At 46.3% G+C, this 19,209-nt stretch carries 16 protein-coding genes; 11 read left to right on the top strand and 5 right to left on the bottom strand.

Annotation, left to right across the window (positions count from 1 at the left end; translation table 11 throughout):
• Position 1: 1 nt before the first annotated feature.
• From IID12_02935 to IID12_02925, 3 genes are read right to left on the bottom strand one after another with little or no spacing between them, the layout of a single operon-like run.
• Positions 2–817 (bottom strand): hypothetical protein, encoded by an 816-nt coding sequence (locus IID12_02935; protein ID MCH8288047.1) that lies wholly within the window; start codon positions 815–817, stop codon positions 2–4.
• Between the two features lie 2 nt (positions 818–819).
• Positions 820–1,914: a DNA polymerase III subunit gene (locus IID12_02930; protein ID MCH8288046.1), complete on the bottom strand. Its 1,095-nt coding sequence runs from the start codon at positions 1,912–1,914 to the stop codon at positions 820–822.
• A complete protein-coding gene (locus tag IID12_02925; GenBank protein ID MCH8288045.1) occupies positions 1,893–3,119 on the bottom strand; it encodes a peptidoglycan DD-metalloendopeptidase family protein in 1,227 nt (408 codons plus the stop codon). Before IID12_02925 ends, IID12_02930 begins: the two co-directional genes overlap by 22 nt.
• Before the next feature lie 502 nt (positions 3,120–3,621).
• Here IID12_02925 and IID12_02920 point away from each other — a divergent pair.
• The 4 genes from IID12_02920 (at position 3,622) to IID12_02905 (ending at position 7,654) form a co-directional block, all read left to right on the top strand.
• Positions 3,622–4,647, top strand: coding sequence for a hypothetical protein (locus IID12_02920; protein MCH8288044.1), 1,026 nt, complete (start codon positions 3,622–3,624; stop codon positions 4,645–4,647).
• Positions 4,648–5,062: 415 nt separating this feature from the next.
• Positions 5,063–5,896, top strand: a complete 834-nt coding sequence (locus IID12_02915; GenBank protein ID MCH8288043.1) for an alpha/beta hydrolase — start codon at positions 5,063–5,065, stop codon at positions 5,894–5,896.
• A gap of 163 nt (positions 5,897–6,059) precedes the next feature.
• Positions 6,060–6,602: a cyclic nucleotide-binding domain-containing protein gene (locus IID12_02910; GenBank protein MCH8288042.1), complete on the top strand. Its 543-nt coding sequence runs from the start codon at positions 6,060–6,062 to the stop codon at positions 6,600–6,602.
• On the top strand, positions 6,599–7,654 hold the full coding sequence (locus IID12_02905) for an AI-2E family transporter (protein ID MCH8288041.1): 1,056 nt from the start codon (positions 6,599–6,601) through the stop codon (positions 7,652–7,654). Before IID12_02910 ends, IID12_02905 begins: the two co-directional genes overlap by 4 nt.
• A 4-nt stretch (positions 7,655–7,658) precedes the next feature.
• On the opposite strand, the gene IID12_02900 is transcribed toward IID12_02905, so the two are convergent.
• A complete protein-coding gene (locus IID12_02900) occupies positions 7,659–9,350 on the bottom strand; it encodes a hypothetical protein (protein MCH8288040.1) in 1,692 nt (563 codons plus the stop codon).
• 155 nt (positions 9,351–9,505) lie between these two features.
• Between IID12_02900 and IID12_02895 the strand changes: the two genes are divergently transcribed.
• The 6 genes from IID12_02895 (at position 9,506) to IID12_02870 (ending at position 17,638) form a co-directional block, all read left to right on the top strand.
• Entirely contained in the window at positions 9,506–10,006 is a 501-nt protein-coding gene (locus tag IID12_02895; GenBank protein ID MCH8288039.1) for a DUF456 domain-containing protein, read from the top strand.
• A gap of 64 nt (positions 10,007–10,070) precedes the next feature.
• On the top strand, positions 10,071–10,682 hold the full coding sequence (locus IID12_02890; GenBank protein ID MCH8288038.1) for a DUF4159 domain-containing protein: 612 nt from the start codon (positions 10,071–10,073) through the stop codon (positions 10,680–10,682).
• Positions 10,683–10,686: 4 nt separating this feature from the next.
• Positions 10,687–14,088, top strand: coding sequence for a hypothetical protein (locus IID12_02885; GenBank protein MCH8288037.1), 3,402 nt, complete (start codon positions 10,687–10,689; stop codon positions 14,086–14,088).
• On the top strand, positions 14,085–15,971 hold the full coding sequence (locus IID12_02880; GenBank protein ID MCH8288036.1) for a tetratricopeptide repeat protein: 1,887 nt from the start codon (positions 14,085–14,087) through the stop codon (positions 15,969–15,971). Before IID12_02885 ends, IID12_02880 begins: the two co-directional genes overlap by 4 nt.
• Position 15,972: 1 nt before the next feature.
• Positions 15,973–17,232, top strand: coding sequence for an asparagine synthetase B (locus IID12_02875; GenBank protein MCH8288035.1), 1,260 nt, complete (start codon positions 15,973–15,975; stop codon positions 17,230–17,232).
• 7 nt (positions 17,233–17,239) lie between these two features.
• Positions 17,240–17,638 carry a YjbQ family protein gene (locus tag IID12_02870; protein ID MCH8288034.1) on the top strand — a complete coding sequence of 133 codons (399 nt, stop codon included), beginning with the start codon at positions 17,240–17,242 and terminating at the stop codon, positions 17,636–17,638.
• Positions 17,639–17,829: 191 nt separating this feature from the next.
• Here the strand turns inward: IID12_02870 and IID12_02865 are convergent, their stop codons facing one another.
• Positions 17,830–18,366, bottom strand: coding sequence for a hypothetical protein (locus tag IID12_02865; protein ID MCH8288033.1), 537 nt, complete (start codon positions 18,364–18,366; stop codon positions 17,830–17,832).
• A gap of 26 nt (positions 18,367–18,392) precedes the next feature.
• Between IID12_02865 and IID12_02860 the strand changes: the two genes are divergently transcribed.
• On the top strand, positions 18,393–18,596 hold the full coding sequence (locus tag IID12_02860) for a hypothetical protein (GenBank protein MCH8288032.1): 204 nt from the start codon (positions 18,393–18,395) through the stop codon (positions 18,594–18,596).
• Positions 18,597–19,209 lie beyond the last annotated feature (613 nt).

Here is a 19,209-nt window from a genome sequence, read left to right as displayed (position 1 = left end):
ATCAGTTGGACGCTGTTACGTCATACCTGGAATTAAAATCGGTGAGTTTTACAGCCTCCCATTCTTCCGTGGGATATCTTATGTACACGAGTTCACGGAAGATGTCGAGCTTCGCTACTTCAATCTCACCCTTGTCTATACGAATCTTCGTCCCGACTTTCGGGAAATAATTCATAGCTTCGCTATAAAAATCATGTTCGAAACGGAGGCAGCATTTAAGCCTGCCGCAGACTCCCGCCAACCGCGACGGGTTTATCGGCAGGTCCTGCTCCTTTGCCATCTGTGTATTGATCGGCTCGAAGCCCGACATCCATGTTGAGCAGCATAGTGTCAAACCGCAAACTCCGCAGCCGTCATGTCTTTTCGCCTCATCTCTCGGTCCTATCTGGCGGAGTTCAATACGGGTTTTATATTCGGCAGCGAGATCTTTGACCAGTTCCCTGAAATCTATCCGGTTATCCGCGGTGAAGTAAAAAGTCACCTTTTTTCTATCCATCTGGTATTCAACGTCGGTCAGCTTCATTTCAAGCCTGCGTTTTTCAACTTTTGTCAACGCAAAAACAAAGGCATCGGCTTCCTTTTTTTGATTCTCATTTAGCTGCCGCAGATCATTAGTGCTCCCCTTTCTTAATATCCGGCGTTCTTTCTTGACGAGCGCTTCAGCCACGCTCAGGTTTCTTTGCGTGATCACACCCATGTCTTCGCCGTTTTCCACCTCAACCACGGCATAATCGCCTATTTCAAACGGAAGTTCAAGAAAGTTCTGATAGTACTCCCTCCGGGAACCTTTAAATTTCAAACTGATAACGTTATCCAATCTTAGCTGTTTCGCTCCGATTTTATCGATTTTGACCTCAACAGATACCTCGTCTCATACACTAAAGTAGTGAAGATCATGGGAATATAAATATTTCGTCCGATCAAATCAATCGCTTTGTCAAACGGCATGGCTACTTTCGATCTCATAATCCCGGGCACACCATCATCGATCAGTTTGTGCAGTGTGATGTTGAGAATATCGGTTAGTTTTTCTTTCCCCTCTTTTGACAGCATGGAAATTTTTCGGTTTAATGAAGAGATATCCTTCGCCGCTCCGTTACTGATGACTCCGATGATCTCTTCGGCGATCTCCACTCTCTCATCATATTCTCCCTTTTCCATCAATTTAAGCGCTCTCCCGATATCACCATCCACCAATTCCGCTAACTCTTCCGCCCGCTTAGCTGCAGCTCCGGCTGACAGAATCGATTCAATGACTTTGCTCCTCTCCAATCTGTTCAACTTGATCTCCTGGCATCGGGAGCGGATAGTCGAAACCAACGAATCCGGTTTCGATGTGGTAAGAAACAGATAGGTGTCCGGCGGAGGTTCTTCCAACAGCTTAAGGAACGAGTTGGCGGCTTCGTTGTTCATCTTTTCCGCGCGGGAGACTATCACCACCTTTTTGCCCGGTTCGGCGCTTTTGAGATACGCATTTTTCCTTATGCTCCGGATGCTGTCGATCCTCACAACATTAGCGCCCGGTATTTCTATTCTGTAGTACGGGTTCGCAGCTTTCCTCGCGATTTCGCTCTGGATGAACTCTAATGTATCTTTGTTCAGCCCGGCAAGCGGGTCGTCGATATCTCTCGTCCCGCCCGGAAGCGGGAAGATAAACTGCAGGTTAGGATGTTCCAATTTTTCGATGCGTTTACAGGCGGAACAGTTTCCGCACGAACCGTATTCTTCTTCGGTACAGTTCAATATTTTCGCCATTTCCAGCGCAAGCGTTTCCTTTCCGGAACCGGGAGCTCCCGATATCAGCAGCGCATGTGCGAGCCTGTCGTTCTTCCAGGCCCGAAGAAGTAGTTCCGACCACTGTTCCTGCCCGATAAGCCTGTCGAACGCCATCTTTAGAGCGCCCTCTTCAGCCATTTCATGGGGTCCTGTTTCTGGCGGTTATACCATATTTCGAAGTGAAAAGCGGAATTGTCGATCGAATCGGTCTCACCTACCGTCGCGATTCTGTGTCCGCTCGCCACCGTTTCATCCGGAGTAACGTACACCTCGCCGAGATGGGTGTAGACGGTGTAATACCCGCTGCCGTGGTCTATGATCACCGTGTTTCCGAACCCCCGGATCCAGGTGATGCTCGTTATCCTTCCGGTCAGTACGGAGACCACTTCCGCGCCTTCCTTCGCGGCTATGTCGATACCGGAATTCTCCGTGATAGTTTTCAGCTTCGGATGCCTCCTCTTCCCGAATCGCGCAGTCACCTTGCCGACCACAGGCCAGATAAGCCTCCCTTTATGACTCGCGAAATTCGCGTCGATAGCGAGTTCCTCGATAGGCACCTTGCGCCGTCTTGCCAACTCCTCCAAACGTTTCCTCTCCTCCTCAAGAGCGATGATTATAGATTCCACCTGTTTAGCGGCTTCTTCTTTCTCTTTTACGAGTTTCTTGAGCGCTCCCTGATCCTGCCTGACTTTTTTGAGTAACCCCCTCCTCACTACACGGTTCTTCGAGAGCGATCGTTTTTCTGATTTTTTCTCGGATACAACCACCTCCCGTTCTTCTATCCCGCGCAGAAGCAGCCGTTCTTTCTCCTTCAGAATGTCTATCGCCGTGTTGATCGAGGCGTACAATTTCCGGTCATAGTCGTTGATTATCTTGATGTACTTCATCCGGTAAAAGAATTGACTGACGCTCGCGGAGGTCAGCAGCAGCTCGAAATCGCTGTAAGTCCCCGCCTTATACATCTTGACGGCGCGTTTTGCGAACCTGTCCTTGAGTTTGACGAGATTATCCCTTGAAATTTCCACTTCTTCCCGGGCGACTGAAACTCCCTTGTCTCTGACCAATATCTCCTGATCGAGCCGGGCGAGCAGGCGGTTGGTGAAATCGATCTGTTTGTTCAGGTTCCGTATCTGCCTCAGAAAGTCGATCTCCGTCGTCTCCTTCCGGACGAGTTCCTTCTTGAGATCGTTTATCGTGGTCCTCAAGCCTTCCAGCTCCTCCCCCCTGTCGTAAATCTTCTCCTTGATGTCTGTGGGGCTTTGAGCGGAGGAGATTCCTACCCACACGACCAAAACGAGAAGGAGTAGATGAAGAGATAACCTCGAAGCATAATATATGATCATTGCCATCCCTCCGAAGATAACCGCACGGCATATGAGTTTCAATCGAAATTAGGCAATTACGTTTGTTTATTCCGGATCAACATTGTGATTCCCCCCCCATTTACCAGCCCGATTAAATCTGTTGGAGCGAATATGCGAAACTGGATATATATGTGTCCTTTTATAGCCAATCTTGAACCATGAAATGAAAATTTGATCATATCCCCTGAAATCCACTATTCTCAGCACTCTCAAATACCCACCTATTAGTCACTCCTGGCGACCCGGGAGCGGCACAACCGGCGGGTTAAGAAACGACCTTATGAAACACTGGAATTTAGGTTCTTAGAGTTCCTCCCACTCTAAATCTTAGGACTAAAATACCCCTTATTTCCAAAAGTGCAACTCTGCTGGATTCGAATCTCGCCACCCCGACAGATTTTGAATATCTCATATTGAGTAATATTAAAAATAATTTGCATGTGGATAGATCCAATAGTAACTTAGCGGAGCGGAGGATATCATGTCAAAATATGTCTGGTTATTTCAATTCTGGTTAATCGCCCTATTGGCTGTAATAGTGATAGTTGGTTGCGATAACAGTTCAGTTGATCCAGAAGAGAAAACAGATGAAGCTGTGGGGCAACTTCGGTTAGTGCCTCTGAACACTAACGACTTATCAAAGGTCATAACAGATGAAAACGGCCAACAATGGCTGCCGAAATCTGAAATGCTTACGGTTCTTGCTAAAGCTGCAGCCGTAGATATTTACTATGGTGAGTTAAAAGCCACACGTACCTTACAATATGTGCTCATGAATGTTGGGAACCAGGATGTTTTTGACATACATTTCAACGCTCAGGACTTATATATTTATCCTGAAACCATTGGGCTTATACCGGCCAGTACTCAAGGGGCTGAACTATCAGCTTTACCGATTGTAAACATCATCAAGGAACACGTTATACCAATTGAGGGAGTAGGCACCTTACTTGAGATGAGCGTTGGTGCTTTTATGGACACACTCATCATCACATACCACTATATAACCGATGGTGATACTATAGAAGTGCTAGATGATTATGATGTTGGCGGTACGAAAATGGGAGTCATAATTAAACCAACTCTCGCTGATAAATCACTATTTGAGTCACCTTTCCTGCGAGGCTACGAGATGGATGATATTTCGCAGACGGGTACTGTTAGTTTTTTGAACCCAGACACATTTGAATATTTTCATATTACTAATGTTGGGAATGTGCCAATAGAATATCAAATGGAACTGTATATTTGGCATCACGATAATACAATTATTCATTTTTCGGATGGCAATATTCTTCCTGACACCTACCTGGACATTGATTTTATAAATGAATATTTCACTAATTTCCCTTTAATAGAAGAAAATACCTTAGGAAATTATTTAGTAATAATTGACTTTGGACCAACGCCATATATAATTGGTATTGAAAATCATTCATTTTTAGAAGGAAATTTTCAATTCTGGATCGATTTTTTGTTTGAACCTAATTGGTTTGAACCTAATTGATTAAACTGGAAATAACACAACGAACAAGAACATAATGATTGCAGTAGATATAGGGGATACTATTCCAAAACATTGAACGGCACAGACAAGTTCGGAATGGAAGTCGCAAGCGGTGTTTACATGTACCGCCTCCAAGCAGGCGATTTCGTCCAGACGAGGAAGATGGTGTTGTTGAAATAGTCTCACTACATCATAAATTTTAAAATTGGACTCAAAACCGTACTAATTTCGCGCCAATATCACTGTTTTCACCTATTCTTGGCTATATTAGTGCCCCTTTATATCCAATCCAGCTTTTGCATATGGTTAAGCAACCGAAAAAATTCTGATGGGAGCTGGGCAGCTGTTTTAGCAATAACCAATCAACTTGATAAACAGCTTCCACTCTCTTAAATTCAATCCGGAACGGAAAACATTGGAAAACCTTTTAAAAATATCCTTGCGTATGCTTGCCTTCGGAACTCTGTTTTACGCTGTGTATTCCGGTTATTATTTCTTCATGCAGCGAAGCATTATCTATCCGCGCCATGTTATTCGTACACCGCCGGACATCTCCGAAAGTGTGCCGGGTCTTGAACGCATCTGGCTCAAAACGGAGTCGGGACGGACCGAAGCGTGGTATCTTCTACCGTCGGACAGTTCAAAGCAGCTGCCCGCTCCCGCGATGATTATAGCGCACGGCAACGCGGAACTGATCGACCACTGGCTCCCGATCGTGCAGGAGATCAGAGAAATGGGTATGTGCGTGCTGCTTGTTGAGTATCCGGGTTACGGACGCTCGGAAGGAACGCCGGACGAGGCGAGTCTGACCGAGACATTTATCACTGCGTATGATTCACTGGTAAGTAAACCGGAAGTTGACGCTGCGCGGATAGTGCTTTTCGGCAGGTCAATCGGAAGCGGCGTCATCTGCGCTCTTGCGGACGCTCGTCCTTCGGCAGCGATGATTTTGATGTCGCCGTTCAGAAACGTAAGTTCTCTGGCTTCGGATTATTACCTTCCCGGTTTTCTCGCGAGGGATAAGTTCGATAACCTCAATATCATTAAATCATACGACAATCCGGTTTTGTTCGTTCACGGCAGTAGAGACAGGATCATACCCTATAAACACAGCGAGAAACTTTTAGCGGCATCGCTTAACGGAGAACTGATCACATACGAAAGAGGACATAACGACCTTATCGATGATTGGAGCCTGTTCTGGAACGAGGTTAGACCATTCCTTATAAGAGCTGGAGTTTTGAATTAAGTGCGAGTCGGGGCTTGCCCCGACCGCCACGAAAAACAGGTTTTTCCGAATAATCATACGCCCCGGTAATCTAAACCGCCTTCCTCTCCCCCTCCCATTTTCGCTTGACATAACTGACCGCACTCACTAATATATTATCTTCTTATTTGGAGGCTCGCACAGAATGGGCAACGATTCAGTTTGGAGTAACATATTCAGGAACCGGAGAAGTGAATCAGAGGAAGCGCATGCTATCCGGAAGGTTCCTATATTCGAAAACCTTTCACCCAAAGAGATTACCGCGGTTGAAAAACTTATCCATAAACGTTCTTACGCGACCGATGAAGAAATATTCCGTGAGAAAGACCCCGGCGGCGGTATGTACATCATTATGGATGGTAAGGTCTCCATCGTCAAGAACTACGGCGGCAACCACGGACAAACGCTCGCCACACTCGAAGACGGCGATTTCTTCGGCGAGATAGCACTGCTTGACGAATCTCCGAGAACAGCCACTGCCATCAGTTTGAGCGATTCGATGATACTCGGTTTCTACCGCACGGACCTGTATGAACTCGTCGACCGGCGCCCGAAACTCGCAGTGAAGATCATAGTAAATCTGGCTCGTGTGGTCAGCGAGAGACTGAGGCATTCAAACGCCAATGCGCAGGAGCTGCGCGAGCAATTGGCTGCGTTTGAAGAAAATTCTTCCGAATCCACGGCATGACCGGACGTTCAGCCGCACAGCAATCGGTCTTCAGGTATATCACCCGCCTGATGGTCACCATCGGAATAATAATAGCGCTCTTTTATTTTCTTCCCCGGGTGGAAGATATTCTGATTCTCTTTCTCATCTCGCTCTTACTTTATTCGCTGTTAGTACCGCTTGTGAACAATTTGGAGAGCAAGGGAATTCCGCGTGCATTCTCAATAATCATCGTGTTTCTTATCGGGTTTGTTGTAGTTGGAATAGCGCTTAATTTTATCATTCCACCCATTACAAAAGAAGCAAAATCGCTGCAGGAAACCATAACACAGCAGGGACCCGAAAAGGTCTTCCAAAATATCAGTAATTTTATCAAATCCCGGTTCCCAATGCTCGATACTCGGATGATAACTGAAAAAATGGGGGGCTACCTCTCCTCCACGCTTTCAAAGGGGGTTGGAGTAGTGCTCGGTTTTGTATCGGTTTTCACTTCTTTATTAATAGTACTGTTTATGACATTCTTTCTCCTCAAAGACCAGCGGACGATAAAGAAAACTCTTATCGGAATCGTACCTAACAGGTTTTTCGAAATGTCCCTCGTAATGGTTTACAGAATTGAAAATCAACTCGGTAGTTATATTCGCGGTGTGCTGTTGGACGGACTTATCGTTGCCATATTGAGTTCTATCGGTCTTTATATGCTCGGTATTCCTTTCTTTTACTTTGTCGGCATAATCGCAGGTCTGACAAATATGATTCCATATATGGGACCCCTGATCGGCGCAACCGTGGCTATTATAGTTGCGCTCATGAGCAACCCGGAAAGTCTTATGATAATTGTCAAGATAGCTGCCCTCTTCGCAATCGTACAGTTGATAGATAACGTATTGATAACTCCGGTAGTGGTGTCAAACGCTGTTGATCTTCATCCACTCGTGGTTATGCTGGTAGTTCTTGTCGGTGGAAGTTTGCTCGGTTTAACCGGGTTGATATTCGCCATTCCGCTGACGAGTATAATAAAGGTTATCGGAGAAGAATTAGTTAAAGGACTTAAAAGCTACCGTTTCGTCTAAACCCTTAGAACGCAGCTGTTTCCCAGCTGTGCAGCCTGTCTTCCGAGAAATATAGATAATAATATTGGCTTCTCGTCGATTGGTAAACCCAGAGCTCGTAATTAACCGGACCGTCCGTGACGTAATATTTATAGGCAGGCATGCCCCACAGCCTCAGAACACGGTCCTTGTCGACCCCTGCTATCAGCCTGTCGGCTAAATGTCTTTTATTCTGCGCCACTACTTCGGCGTGTTTTTTCTTTGCCTCGCTGATCTTCTCCTGCGCTATCGCTTCCTCCACAAACGCAATCTGAAAATCCGCCTTTTTCCTAAGGTCTTTATTATATTTTACCGAACGCTCGAACGAATCTTTCGCGTAGATATAAGCGTTTCTGTTTAACGCTTCAATCCCTTCCTCAAAAAGTATCCGCGCAATCTTGCTGTACACAATTTCAGCCTCATGCCTCAGGTCGGGATTCATCTCCACAAGCCGGTTCAACAAGCTCTCCGCGCCCCTTATCTTTTCCTCCTCTATCATCCGCTTCGCTTTTGTGAGGAACATCTCGGATTTGGCGATCCTCACCGCCTCGCTCAAACTGCTGTCAATCAGTTCCGTCCGGATAAACCATCTCTCGGAACCAGGAAAGTCCCAATCGACATGACTTTTCAACCCGTTCTCGAAATAAATCCGGGCAATTTCCTTTTGCCGCAGAGAGACTTCCCTCGAAAGGTTGAAATCCCATGTGTTCAGGCGGTTGATCCTGTCATAGAGTGCGAGCGCTTGATCATGATTCCCTTCTGCCTGAGCAACCGATGCGGCGGCGTACATTTCGCCCGGAATTTGCCTGTCGGATTCGGTGATCTGACGGCGGGCGCGCCCCGCTCTCGCATGGCCCGGATGGAGCCTGAGAAACTTGGTATACTCCGCGCGGGCATCTATGTATTTTCCCGCTTTGTATAATTTTTCCGCTCTGTCCCCCTCTGTCTTTCGACCCCCGAATATCATACCGAGCGTTACCGTGGCTCCGAAATGAGAGAGGTCTATCTCATTGAACGGATAGATTCCTTCCGGGTCGTCCAGGTTCTTTACTCTCAAATCCGTGAATTTGAATTCAAATCCTAAACCTACTCTTGAAGATTCGTGGCTTCTGAGCAATATCTGGACTCCCACGCCGATTCCTAAGGGATTAGCCGTACCTTTGAGGTAAGATGAACCCTCTTCGCTCCTGATGACGTCCACCTGTGCGTATCCGTACGATATCTGCCCATAAAGCAGCAGTCTGCTTCCCACAGAATAGTTGAACGTTTCGTTCAGATTATATTCTAACACTCTTGGTGAAAGCGCCGCGGTACCTATGAAGTTATTCGCAGGTTGATTTGCGGCAGGAAGTGTTTTGAACTGAATCGATAAAAGGTAACTAACCGAGAATCCCGTCTGCAAATCAACCATACTCTGTTTCCAGAAATATCTGGTGAAGTTGAACTTCGCGAAATCAAGCGTATATACGGAAGCCAGCCTCGTGGTGCTTACACCCATTAAAGTTTCAATCGACTTATGATTAAACTGCTCGATACCCGCTTTAAAATCGAAAACCGTCAGGCTGAAAGGTGTCTGGTATTCATTCTTTTTGAAACCCAGGAATTGTGCTGTTGAACTTTCCGGCTGAATTAACACCGTCAACAGGAAAAAGAGATATATTTTGTTTCCAAGTCCCATTGGTAATCAATATCCTATATAAAGGTTAAAGCCCTATCTCCTTTAATTTCAATCTCTAACACACAAAATTCAACTTTTATCCGGCTTCACTTGATTTAATCTAATAGGGTGAATATCTTGGAATTATGGCAACCATGCTGAAAAAAGAGTGATATTTGGAAATTCTTACCGGAACCGTGCTTTGGATAGTATTATTAGCCGGAGTCATCATTACTCCTATGGGGCTTCCGGGTACGTTCATAATAGCTTCCGCAGCTCTTTTATTCGCCGTTTTAACGGACTTTGAACTCATCAGTCTCTTGTTGATTATTGTTTTGTTCGGAATTGCCGTCCTGCTCGAAGTTCTTGAATTCGCCCTCTCCGGATTTATGACGAAAAGATTCGGCGGCTCAAGATTATCAGTAGCCGGTGCGATAATCGGTGGAATTGTCGGAGCTATTTGGGGTACTATGATCTTGCCGATCGTCGGGACTCTAATCGGCGCATTTGCCGGGGCGTTCGGGGGAGCGTTCATCGGAGAATATTTTCTCTCCCGCAATTTCGACAGGTCATTGCTTGCGGGCATTGGAGCCTTCATTGGAGCGTTAGGCGGTAAAACGATGAAGACAGTTACGGCAGCCGCGATGGTTGTCGTTATCGGGTTTTATTACTTTTAAAATGGTCGGTTTAGCCTACTCACAACTGATAACCGGACTATGGTTAATTCTAAAATTAATATCCATGAATCCGGCTGATCCGGGTGAATTCACAATTGCGCGACTCCAATACAGCGGCGGAGGCGACTGGTATTCCGACCCGAGCAGCCTCCCGAACCTGCTGAGCTACATCCGTGAGAATACGTCCATCAAAACCGCAAAAAAGGAAGCACGGGTTAAAATTCAGGACGAAGACGTGTTTAGATATCCTGTATTATACATGACTGGACACGGCAATATAAATTTTTCCGAATCCGATGCCGTCAGACTCAGGGAGTATCTCACGTCCGGTGGATTTCTATTTGCCGATGATAATTACGGTATGGACAAATCCTTCAGACGGGAGATGAAGAAAGTTTTTCCCGACAAGGAGCTTCTTGAGCTGCCGTTCTCTCACGGAATATTCAGCATCCATTTCTCTATGAAGAACGGATTGCCGAAAATTCACGAACACGACGGGAACCCCGCCCAGGCATTTGGAATCTTTCATAACGGAAGACTCGTACTCTTTTATAGCTATGAAAGTGATCTCGGAGACGGATGGGAGGACGAATCGGTGCACGGAGACAGCGCAGAGCGCCGCAGAGCAGCGTTGAAGATGGGCACCAATGTAATAGTCTGGGCATTGACACATTGAAACGATGAAAGAAAAATATCTCATAACCGAAAAAATCCGTCAGTTGAGGGATAAATTGGCGTTCAGCCGTTTCAAGCTCTCACTGTTTTTTTACGGGAGCCTCTTTATTACCTCGGCGCTCCTGCTCATATTTTTAGAGGGTGTATTCCGGTTCGGAGATGCGTTGCGCTGGTTTATTTCAATTGGTTTTCTCGTCGGTGTAGTTCTGTCGGCGCTTATTACACTGTTGAAGTTCAGAAAAGCCAAATCGGGACAGAATCCGGATTACTCGGACGAGGAGATCGCCCGAACAATAGGAAAAGGCGACCCTACGATAAAGGATAAACTGTTAAACGCTCTTCAATTGATACGCTTACCCGATGATAAAAATTACTCACCTGAACTTATTGAAATGTCCATAAGTGAAATCAGCAGCTCGGTCTCTCAGATAAAAACGGGAGATTATATAGATAAAAACCGGGGAAAAAGATCTAAAATAGGATTTATAACCGCAGTGTTGACAGCCGGAATGATATTTTTCATCTCCCCGGGCACGCTGCGAGAGGCAGCTTTCAGGCTTGCAATGCCAAACAAGGAATTTTCGCATCCTGTCCCCTTCAGGTTGGACGTTCAACCCGGAGACGTTGAAGTGGTTAAAGGTGACAGTGTGAACCTTACGGCGCTTGCGTCCGGAACATCAATTCCTCATGATTGGAAAGTAGAGATAACCGAAAACGGAATAGCGGAATCATTCAAAATCGAGGCAGATTCGTCATACAAGATGCATTTATCCTATCCCGCCGTAAGCGCAAGCTTCAGTTACAGATTCACAGCCGCAGAGCCGAATATCCTTAAATCCTGGGGCAGCTATAAATCTGAAAATTATACGGTCACGGTCATCGAACGCCCGACCGTTCAAAAACTTTTGATACGTCTCGATTATCCCGAATACTCCGGTCTTCAAACTCAGATAGCGGAAGGCAACATCAGCGAAATAAGCGCACTCGCAGGAACCGGGGCTTCAGTGACAATCGAATCGAACAAACGCCTCGCCTTCGCGGAGATTACGTTCAGCACTATTGAACCTGTTTCGCTGAAAACAGAGGGCAATAGAGCGCACGGAAGATTCGTAATTTCAGAAAGCGATAATTTTTATTTCTCGCTTAGGGACACTCAGGGAGTGAGCAATCTCGACCCTGTTCAATTCAACCTCGTAGCGCTGCGTGATGCCTATCCGGTCATATCTATCCTCGAACAGGAAGATACTTATGATCTGAATGCGTCGATGCTCATACCCCTCAGGATTCGTATAGATGATGATTTTGGTATAAGCTCTGCCGGTATCGCTTTCCGTATCCTTAACGATTTTTCACCGGATTCTTCCTTTAAGACGATACCGATTTCACTGCCCCGGCTCAAAAAAAACAGTTTGGAATTACCGTATATGTTCGATCTCTCCCTTTTTGAACTTGTACCCAGAGACGTTGTCGAATATTTTGCGTTCTCTTACGACAATGACATGTACTCCGGACCGAAATACGCAAAGAGCCGTACCTATCGTGCCCGCTTCCCTACTATGGCTGAACTCTACCAACGGCTTGAAGATAACACCTATGAAGCGCATGTGATAGCGGAAGATGTTCTCGATGAAGCAAAAGAAATCCGGCAAGCTATGGTCGAGATCAGTGAAGAGCTCAAGAAAAACCCGGAACTGAATTGGAGCAAAAAACAAAAGATCGATGAGACTTTACAGCGTCAAAAAGAGCTAGAAGAGAAGATAAAATCAATTACCGAAAAACTCGACGAGATCATCAAGGAAGGAGAAGAGAACCAGCTCTTCACATCCGAAACTCTCGAGATGTACCTCGAACTTCAGAATCTATTTCAGGAATTGGCTTCGCCTGAACTATTAGAAGCAATGGAACGGCTGCGCGACGCTATGTCTTCGCTGCGTGAAGAAGATATAGCAATGGCATTACAGGAGTTCATGATCTCTCAGGATCGCTTCGCCAGAGAACTCGAGCGGACTCTCGAAATATTCCGCCGGGTGCAGGCTGAGCAGAAAATGGACGAAATATTGAAACGGATGAACGAACTGGTTAAGGCGCAGCAAAAGATAACGGATCAAACTCAGTCTCTTCGGAAAGAGGACGTCGCTGATCTCAAAGAGCTCTCCAAAGAGGAAAAAAACGTCTCCGATGAACTTTCGAAGCTGGCAAACGAGATGAAAAAATTGGAAGGACTTACCGAACCTTATCCCGAAATGCCCACCTCTAAAATTTCCGGGTTAAGGTCGGAGATGGAAAGCGGGGAGCTGCCGGAATCAGTTCAGGAGGCTCAACAGTCGATGGATCAGGGCGATCTCTCCGCCTCGAATAAATACGCCGAATCGGCTCAATCCGAAATGGAAGCGATGCTCAGTAAGCTGACCGCCCTCAAGGAAGAAATGCGCCGGAAACAATTAGAGGAAGTATTAGCCGGATTTCAGAAGATAATAAGAAAAGCGATTCAGCTTTCAAAAAATCAGGAAGAATTGGGAGAAAACAGCGAAGGACTGAAAAGTAACAGCCCTGAGATCGACAAGATCGCAAGCAAGCAGGAACAGTTCAGGCGCGATCTCGGCGGAATGGTGGAAGACCTCGTGGACTTATCGAAGAAAACGTTCGGGATCAATCCGTCAATCGCCCGTTCGATAGGCAAGACCTCCGGCGCAATGTCCGATGCCGTCAGGAATCTCTCGGAACGCAACATCAGAAAGAGCACTCGATCGCAGCAGATAGCTCTTGGAGGATTGAACGAAACAATTCTTTCGCTCCGCGGGGCGATGTCTCAACTATCCGCCTCCGGCTCCGGAACAGGATTTGAACAGTATATGCGGCAGCTTCAGCAGATGGCCAGTGCGCAGGGAGGGATCAATAACGAATCCCTGAACTTGCTTCCGGGCTCAAATCCCGGTGCGAGAGGAATACGCGACGCAATGCGGAGGCTCGCAGCACGGCAGGAACAGCTTCAGAGATCCCTCGAAAAAATGATGAAGGAGATGGCTGGGAAAAGCGACGCTCCCGGAAGGCTCGACGCAATTGTAGATGATATGGAACAGGTGGTAAACGAGCTTAAAAACCGGCGATTCTCGCGGAATACAATCCAGAGACAGCAACGGATTCTTTCCCGCATGCTCGATTCCCAAAAATCTATGAGAGAAAGAGAGAAAAGCAACAAACGGAAGTCAAAAGGCGCTGTTGACATAACCCGGCTCGGTCCACAGGGTCTTCCCGAAGATTTGGGGGAACGCGGCGAACTACTCAACCGCGAGCTCATTAACGCCCTGAGAGAAGGGTACGCGAGGGACTATCAGGAACTTATAAGGAATTATTTTAACTCTCTCAGGATTAACGAAACAAAATCCGGGGTAGATGACTCCGGATGAGAGTTTTTTGCACTTTAGTCGTTCTGTTTATTTCTCTCCTGAACACCTTAGACGCACAGGTGATAGAAAACGAGATGCTTTTCAAAAGGGCAAAGGCATATCAACGAGCCGGCAAATTAGAAGAAGCGGCGGAAATACTCGAAAGACTGGCTCGCAATAACCCGGATAATATTCCGTTCAGCAACTCGCTGAAAGACATCTACTCCCGTCTTAACAGGTACGATAAGATATTAGAGATTCTGAACAGGGCGCTCGAACGTCATCCGGCAAACTGGCGGATCGAAGCGGAAATGGTGGATGCCTACCTGAAATCAGGAGAGGTCGAAAAGGGTATGTCAATTGTCCGCAGACTGACTGATACTCATCCGGAAAATTATTCACTGCGCCGAACCGTTGCTTTAGTCTTACAGAGCAATCGGTTTTTCGATGAGACTGTGGACATTTACGTAGATGCTCAGAATAACATGGAGAATCCGGCTCCGGTCACTCGTGATCTGGCTAATTTCTATGCCGCCCGCCTTAACTACCTCAAGGCTACGGAAGAATATGTGAAGTTTCTTAGTTTTGATTCAAAAAATTATAACTACGTGCGAAAACAGCTCTCAAGGTTCAGCGGCGACAGCGCCACCGTCCGGTTGGTACTTTCCCGGCTTGAAAAAGGACTTGCCGAATCGCCCGATAACGCAAACCTCAGGCAGCTCGTCGCTGATTATCACTATCGAAGCGGCAATTTAAGAGAATCTTTCGAGGGTTACGTCGTTCTCGAGCAAAATTCCGAATCGGATGGCTGGGTTCTTTTCGACTTTATACAAACCCTGAAACGGGAAAAGCATTATAAAATCGGAATCGAAGCCGCTTATCGCTTCATGACTTTAAAACCCGAAAGTCGTCTTTACCCTCAGGTTTATTTTCTTCTCGCAGAGCTGACTGAATTAAGCGAAACCGCACGATCTTATCCCGATTCCGACTACCTGCTGGCGCACCCGAATCGGTTTGGAGAAGGTATAAACGAGGCGCCGGCCATTCCGCAGTCGATTGCGCTATATGACTCCATAGCATCTACTTACGCCAACAGCTCGATTTCGGGCAGGGCTTACTTCCGAATGGGTGAGATAAATTTGAATCGGTTGCAAAATCTCGATGAGGCGGAGAGAGCTTTCGAAAGTTCTCTCAAAGCTTCCCGCAAACCTGAGATCGTTGAACCTGCGCTGATGAGATTAGCGGACATCTCTCTTGAAAGGGGCATGCTGGAAACTGCTAAGGGATCGTATTTACAGTTAGCCGAAAGAGCTAGGTCCGAAGAGCTCCGCCTGCACGCTAAATTTTCCGCATGCAGGATCGAATACTTCAGCGGTGAGCTCGACAGCGCCTTATATCATCTGAACGAATTGATCTTTGAAATCGATTTTGAGGACAAGCTCATGAATGATGTGCTCGAGCTGAGCATACTGATACAGATCGCAAAAAGCCATACAACCGCATCGGCGATGGAAGAATTGAAAATGTACGCAAAGGCGGATCTCCTCTCATACCGCAGGAAACATTCTGAGGCGCGCTCCGCTTTTTTGTCCTTGACCGACGAACACCCGGACTCCCCCTTCTCGGACGACGCCCTCTTCATGGCGGGAGAACTGTCGGCGAAAATGGGAAGATATCGAGAATCCAAAGAGACTTTCGACCGCTTTTTGGAGATTTTTCCCGAATCTGATCTGAATGACAAAGCTCTCGTGGCGGCGGCTGAGGTCAGTGAGGTCGGACTGCAAGACCGGGCAGCTGCGGTGTATTATTACGAAAAACTCCTTATCGAACACCCGAGAAGCCTGTACTCGGAAAGAGCGAGAAAAAAGCTGCGGGAAATTGCAGATTCAAATAAGGTCAATTAGATTGAAACATCTCCTTACCATTATATTTTTTCTGTTCAATCTCAACCTTCTTCAGGGGCAAAAACTTCTCATACCTATGGATTTAACACAGACCAATCACCTTAAAGCATACGGCATCGCCTTTTGGATATTGGAAGCGGACTTGGAAGTCGAGTGGCTGCTGAATTACCGCGGCGGTTCTTTCCTGATAGACTATTCAGATAAGATCGCGCGGGAATGCAGGATACGCGGAGTAAGCTCCGAGACAGTTGCGTCAAGCCGAATTATCGACGTGTACGCAGAGATAGAAGCCAACAACATGGAAGTTATTCTGCTCGAAAAGGTGCCGCGCATAGCGGTATATACACCCTCCAACACTCAACCGTGGGACGACGCCGTCACGTTAGCCCTTACGTATGCCGAAATCAATTACGACAAATTATGGGACCCGGAAGTCCTGAGAGGGAACCTCTCCCGGTACGATTGGCTTCACCTGCACCATGAAGATTTCACCGGGCAGTACGGCAAGTTTTACTCCTCGTACCACAGCGCGCCATGGTATATCCGGCAGCAGATTCAGTACGAAGAGATGGCAGCCAGCCTCGGCTATCCGAGCGTATCAGAGCAGAAAAAAGCCGTAGCGCGCGTGATAAAGGAATATGTAGGCAGCGGTGGCTTTCTATTTGCGATGTGTTCGGCAACAGACAGCTATGACATAGCGTTAGCGGCTGAAGGAGTAGATATTGTCGGCGTGCCGTTCGATATGACTCCGGTCGATCCGGATGCGGATAAAAAGCTCGACTACTCTAAAACGTTGGCGTTTAAGGATTTCAAACTTGTAAAGGACCCGATGATCTATGAGTTTTCGGACATCGACGCCGTGCCGTCAAGCGGCGCGAATCCGCGTCTCGCGGAAACGGATTATTTTTCACTCTTCGAGTTTTCGGCAAAGCACGATCCTGTGCCGTCTATGCTCACTCAAAACCATGTAGGGGTCATAAAAGGGTTTATGGGACAAACGACCTCATTCCGGAAACACCTTATAAAAGACCATGTCGTTATCATGGGAGAGGTTGAATCGGCAGATGAAGTCAAGTACATGCACGGAAATTTCGGAAGAGGGACTTACACTTTTCTCGGGGGGCACGATCCGGAGGACGCGCGGCATCACGTTAACGACCCGCCGACAAATCTCGAGCTGCACCCGAATTCACCCGGCTACCGGCTGCTGTTGAACAATATATTATTCCCCGCTGCCAGAAAGAAACCGCAAAAAACATGAGGTCAGAATGCCATCTCAATTCTCAGTAAACACCCGCTCTTCGACCGAATTCGTCAACGTCACGAGCCAGGTTCAAAACGAACTACAACGGACTGAAGTCAAAAACGGCGTATGCACAGTTTACGTCCCCCACACTACGGCGGGAATAACGATAAACGAGGGCGCCGACCCGAACGTCGCGAAAGATATTCTCATGGAGATAAATAAGATGGTTCCGATGCAGGATGGATACACTCACTCGGAAGGAAATTCCGCCGCGCACATAAAAACCTCCCTTTTCGGCTCATCCGTCCAGATTCCTGTGGAAGAAGGCAGGCTCACTCTCGGTACGTGGCAGTCGATATTCCTTTGCGAATTCGACGGCCCGCGCAACAGACGCGTGATCGTTCAGGTGGTGGGGAAGTGAGCGCTGCTTACTTCAACAACACCATCTTCCTCGTCTGGACGAAATCGCTTGCTTGGAGTCGGTTGAGAATACCAGAAACAGAGATACATATATACTTATGAGTTTTTTCATTTCAGGCATCCATTTGAAGAATAAATAAGCAATGAACAAAAATAGCATATTCGAGACAGAGTAATTAACAAGAAAATGCTTCACTTTACTGTCTCACTCAATGCTTTTGAAGAGGTCCCGGATGAGCGTTTTCTAAACCAATACTGCCAAAGACCTAACACCAAGGCAGATGGCAATAGAGCACCACTGACCCAGACTGGAAGAGTGAGACTCTGCCAAAGGTATATTGTAAGCAGGTAACGTGGTAACCTACCAATTCCCACTGAAAGACCATAGAGCACTGGATCGGGCTTGCTCCAGAGCATGGCCACCCGGATGAAAGTAAATGGTATGGGCGAAAGAGCAAACAAAACAATCCAAATATAGAATCTGAAGTGTGTCACGTCAGGGATAACAAACTTAGTAGTAATTGGAACTCGGTTGCTCAGAGATCTTAGCAGTTTTATGTCAATTATCCCTCCAAAAGCCGCACTAATGCTACCTAATACTGCAAAAATCCAAGCAGTACCGAGAGGATATGGAGCCGCATAGAAGAGCAGTATTGGATCAAACGTCAGAGGAAAAACGGTATTTGATAAAACGGCTAAAGGAATAAATCGCAGTAGATCATTGACCATTAATTCTTATCCACGAAACAGAATGTATGACCACAGTTCCGGCAAACGAATTCAGCATAGCCATTCCTACGGGCTTCAAAGTGAATGAAGTGTCCCGCGAACAGGCATATCAGTGGGTGTGTGACTTTGCTAAGGGATTTCTCTTGCTTGAGAAAAGAATGCCCACAGAAGCAGGCATATTCAGTGTAGCTGTTCCTCTTGGTCACAGTGTGTACTTTATGACCAAATAGATTACAGAGGTAGCGAGCCTTCTTGTCAAAGTGCCCTCCATTCTTCGAATATGGATCGCTTCCGATTTCAAACAATAATGGATGACCACATTGTATACAGACATATTCATTATGGCCATTGCGAGTGCTCATCTTTATATAGCTATGATGGATCAAGAAGCACGAGATCGTATGCCGAACCCGTGTCTCTGAACTATCCTGATGAAGAAACTCAACACCACAGGGGCACTGTTTTACATTATCACTCGCCTGGGCAAACCTATGGTTATCAACTTGATGGCCGAATAAGGTACAAACAAGTTTTTTTTCGAGATGTCGAAATGTGGTCTTTGCATAATTAGTCATTGTAAGTCTTTTATTACTACTTCTTTGTAGCTATCAGTGAATCTGTGGAATGACTTTTAGTATCAATTTTCTCTTTATAACAGAAATCATAAATAAAATGTGTATGTAAGATTGAGTAATTGCGTTTTATGTTAATAAGAACAGATTTTTTATCATTATGACACGACTTTATTCATATAAAGGCATTTAGGTTAAATTGTTACCTCACCCAATCTCACGACCCACTTATAGAATTAAATAATATTTCTAAAGTATGAATTATATCTGC

It is taken from the genome of Candidatus Neomarinimicrobiota bacterium (assembly GCA_022567655.1).
Lineage (GTDB): Bacteria > Fidelibacterota > SORT01 > SORT01 > SORT01 > JADFGO01.
Note: the sequence above shows the minus strand (reverse complement) of the source record. Positions and strands in the feature narration are given on the sequence as shown.

Excerpts from the sequence above, each read along its gene's own strand:
- IID12_02930 (MCH8288046.1), bottom strand. The coding sequence starts at position 1,914 with ATGGCTGAAGAGGGCGCTCTAAAGATGGCGTTCGACAGGCTTATCGGG.
- IID12_02925 (MCH8288045.1), bottom strand. The coding sequence starts at position 3,119 with ATGATCATATATTATGCTTCGAGGTTATCTCTTCATCTACTCCTTCTC.
- IID12_02920 (MCH8288044.1), top strand. The coding sequence starts at position 3,622 with ATGTCAAAATATGTCTGGTTATTTCAATTCTGGTTAATCGCCCTATTG.
- IID12_02910 (MCH8288042.1), top strand. The coding sequence starts at position 6,060 with ATGGGCAACGATTCAGTTTGGAGTAACATATTCAGGAACCGGAGAAGT.
- IID12_02905 (MCH8288041.1), top strand. The coding sequence starts at position 6,599 with ATGACCGGACGTTCAGCCGCACAGCAATCGGTCTTCAGGTATATCACC.
- IID12_02900 (MCH8288040.1), bottom strand. The coding sequence starts at position 9,350 with ATGGGACTTGGAAACAAAATATATCTCTTTTTCCTGTTGACGGTGTTA.
- IID12_02890 (MCH8288038.1), top strand. The coding sequence starts at position 10,071 with ATGAATCCGGCTGATCCGGGTGAATTCACAATTGCGCGACTCCAATAC.
- IID12_02885 (MCH8288037.1), top strand. The coding sequence starts at position 10,687 with ATGAAAGAAAAATATCTCATAACCGAAAAAATCCGTCAGTTGAGGGAT.
- IID12_02880 (MCH8288036.1), top strand. The coding sequence starts at position 14,085 with ATGAGAGTTTTTTGCACTTTAGTCGTTCTGTTTATTTCTCTCCTGAAC.
- IID12_02870 (MCH8288034.1), top strand. The coding sequence starts at position 17,240 with ATGCCATCTCAATTCTCAGTAAACACCCGCTCTTCGACCGAATTCGTC.
- IID12_02865 (MCH8288033.1), bottom strand. The coding sequence starts at position 18,366 with ATGGTCAATGATCTACTGCGATTTATTCCTTTAGCCGTTTTATCAAAT.
- IID12_02860 (MCH8288032.1), top strand. The coding sequence starts at position 18,393 with ATGACCACAGTTCCGGCAAACGAATTCAGCATAGCCATTCCTACGGGC.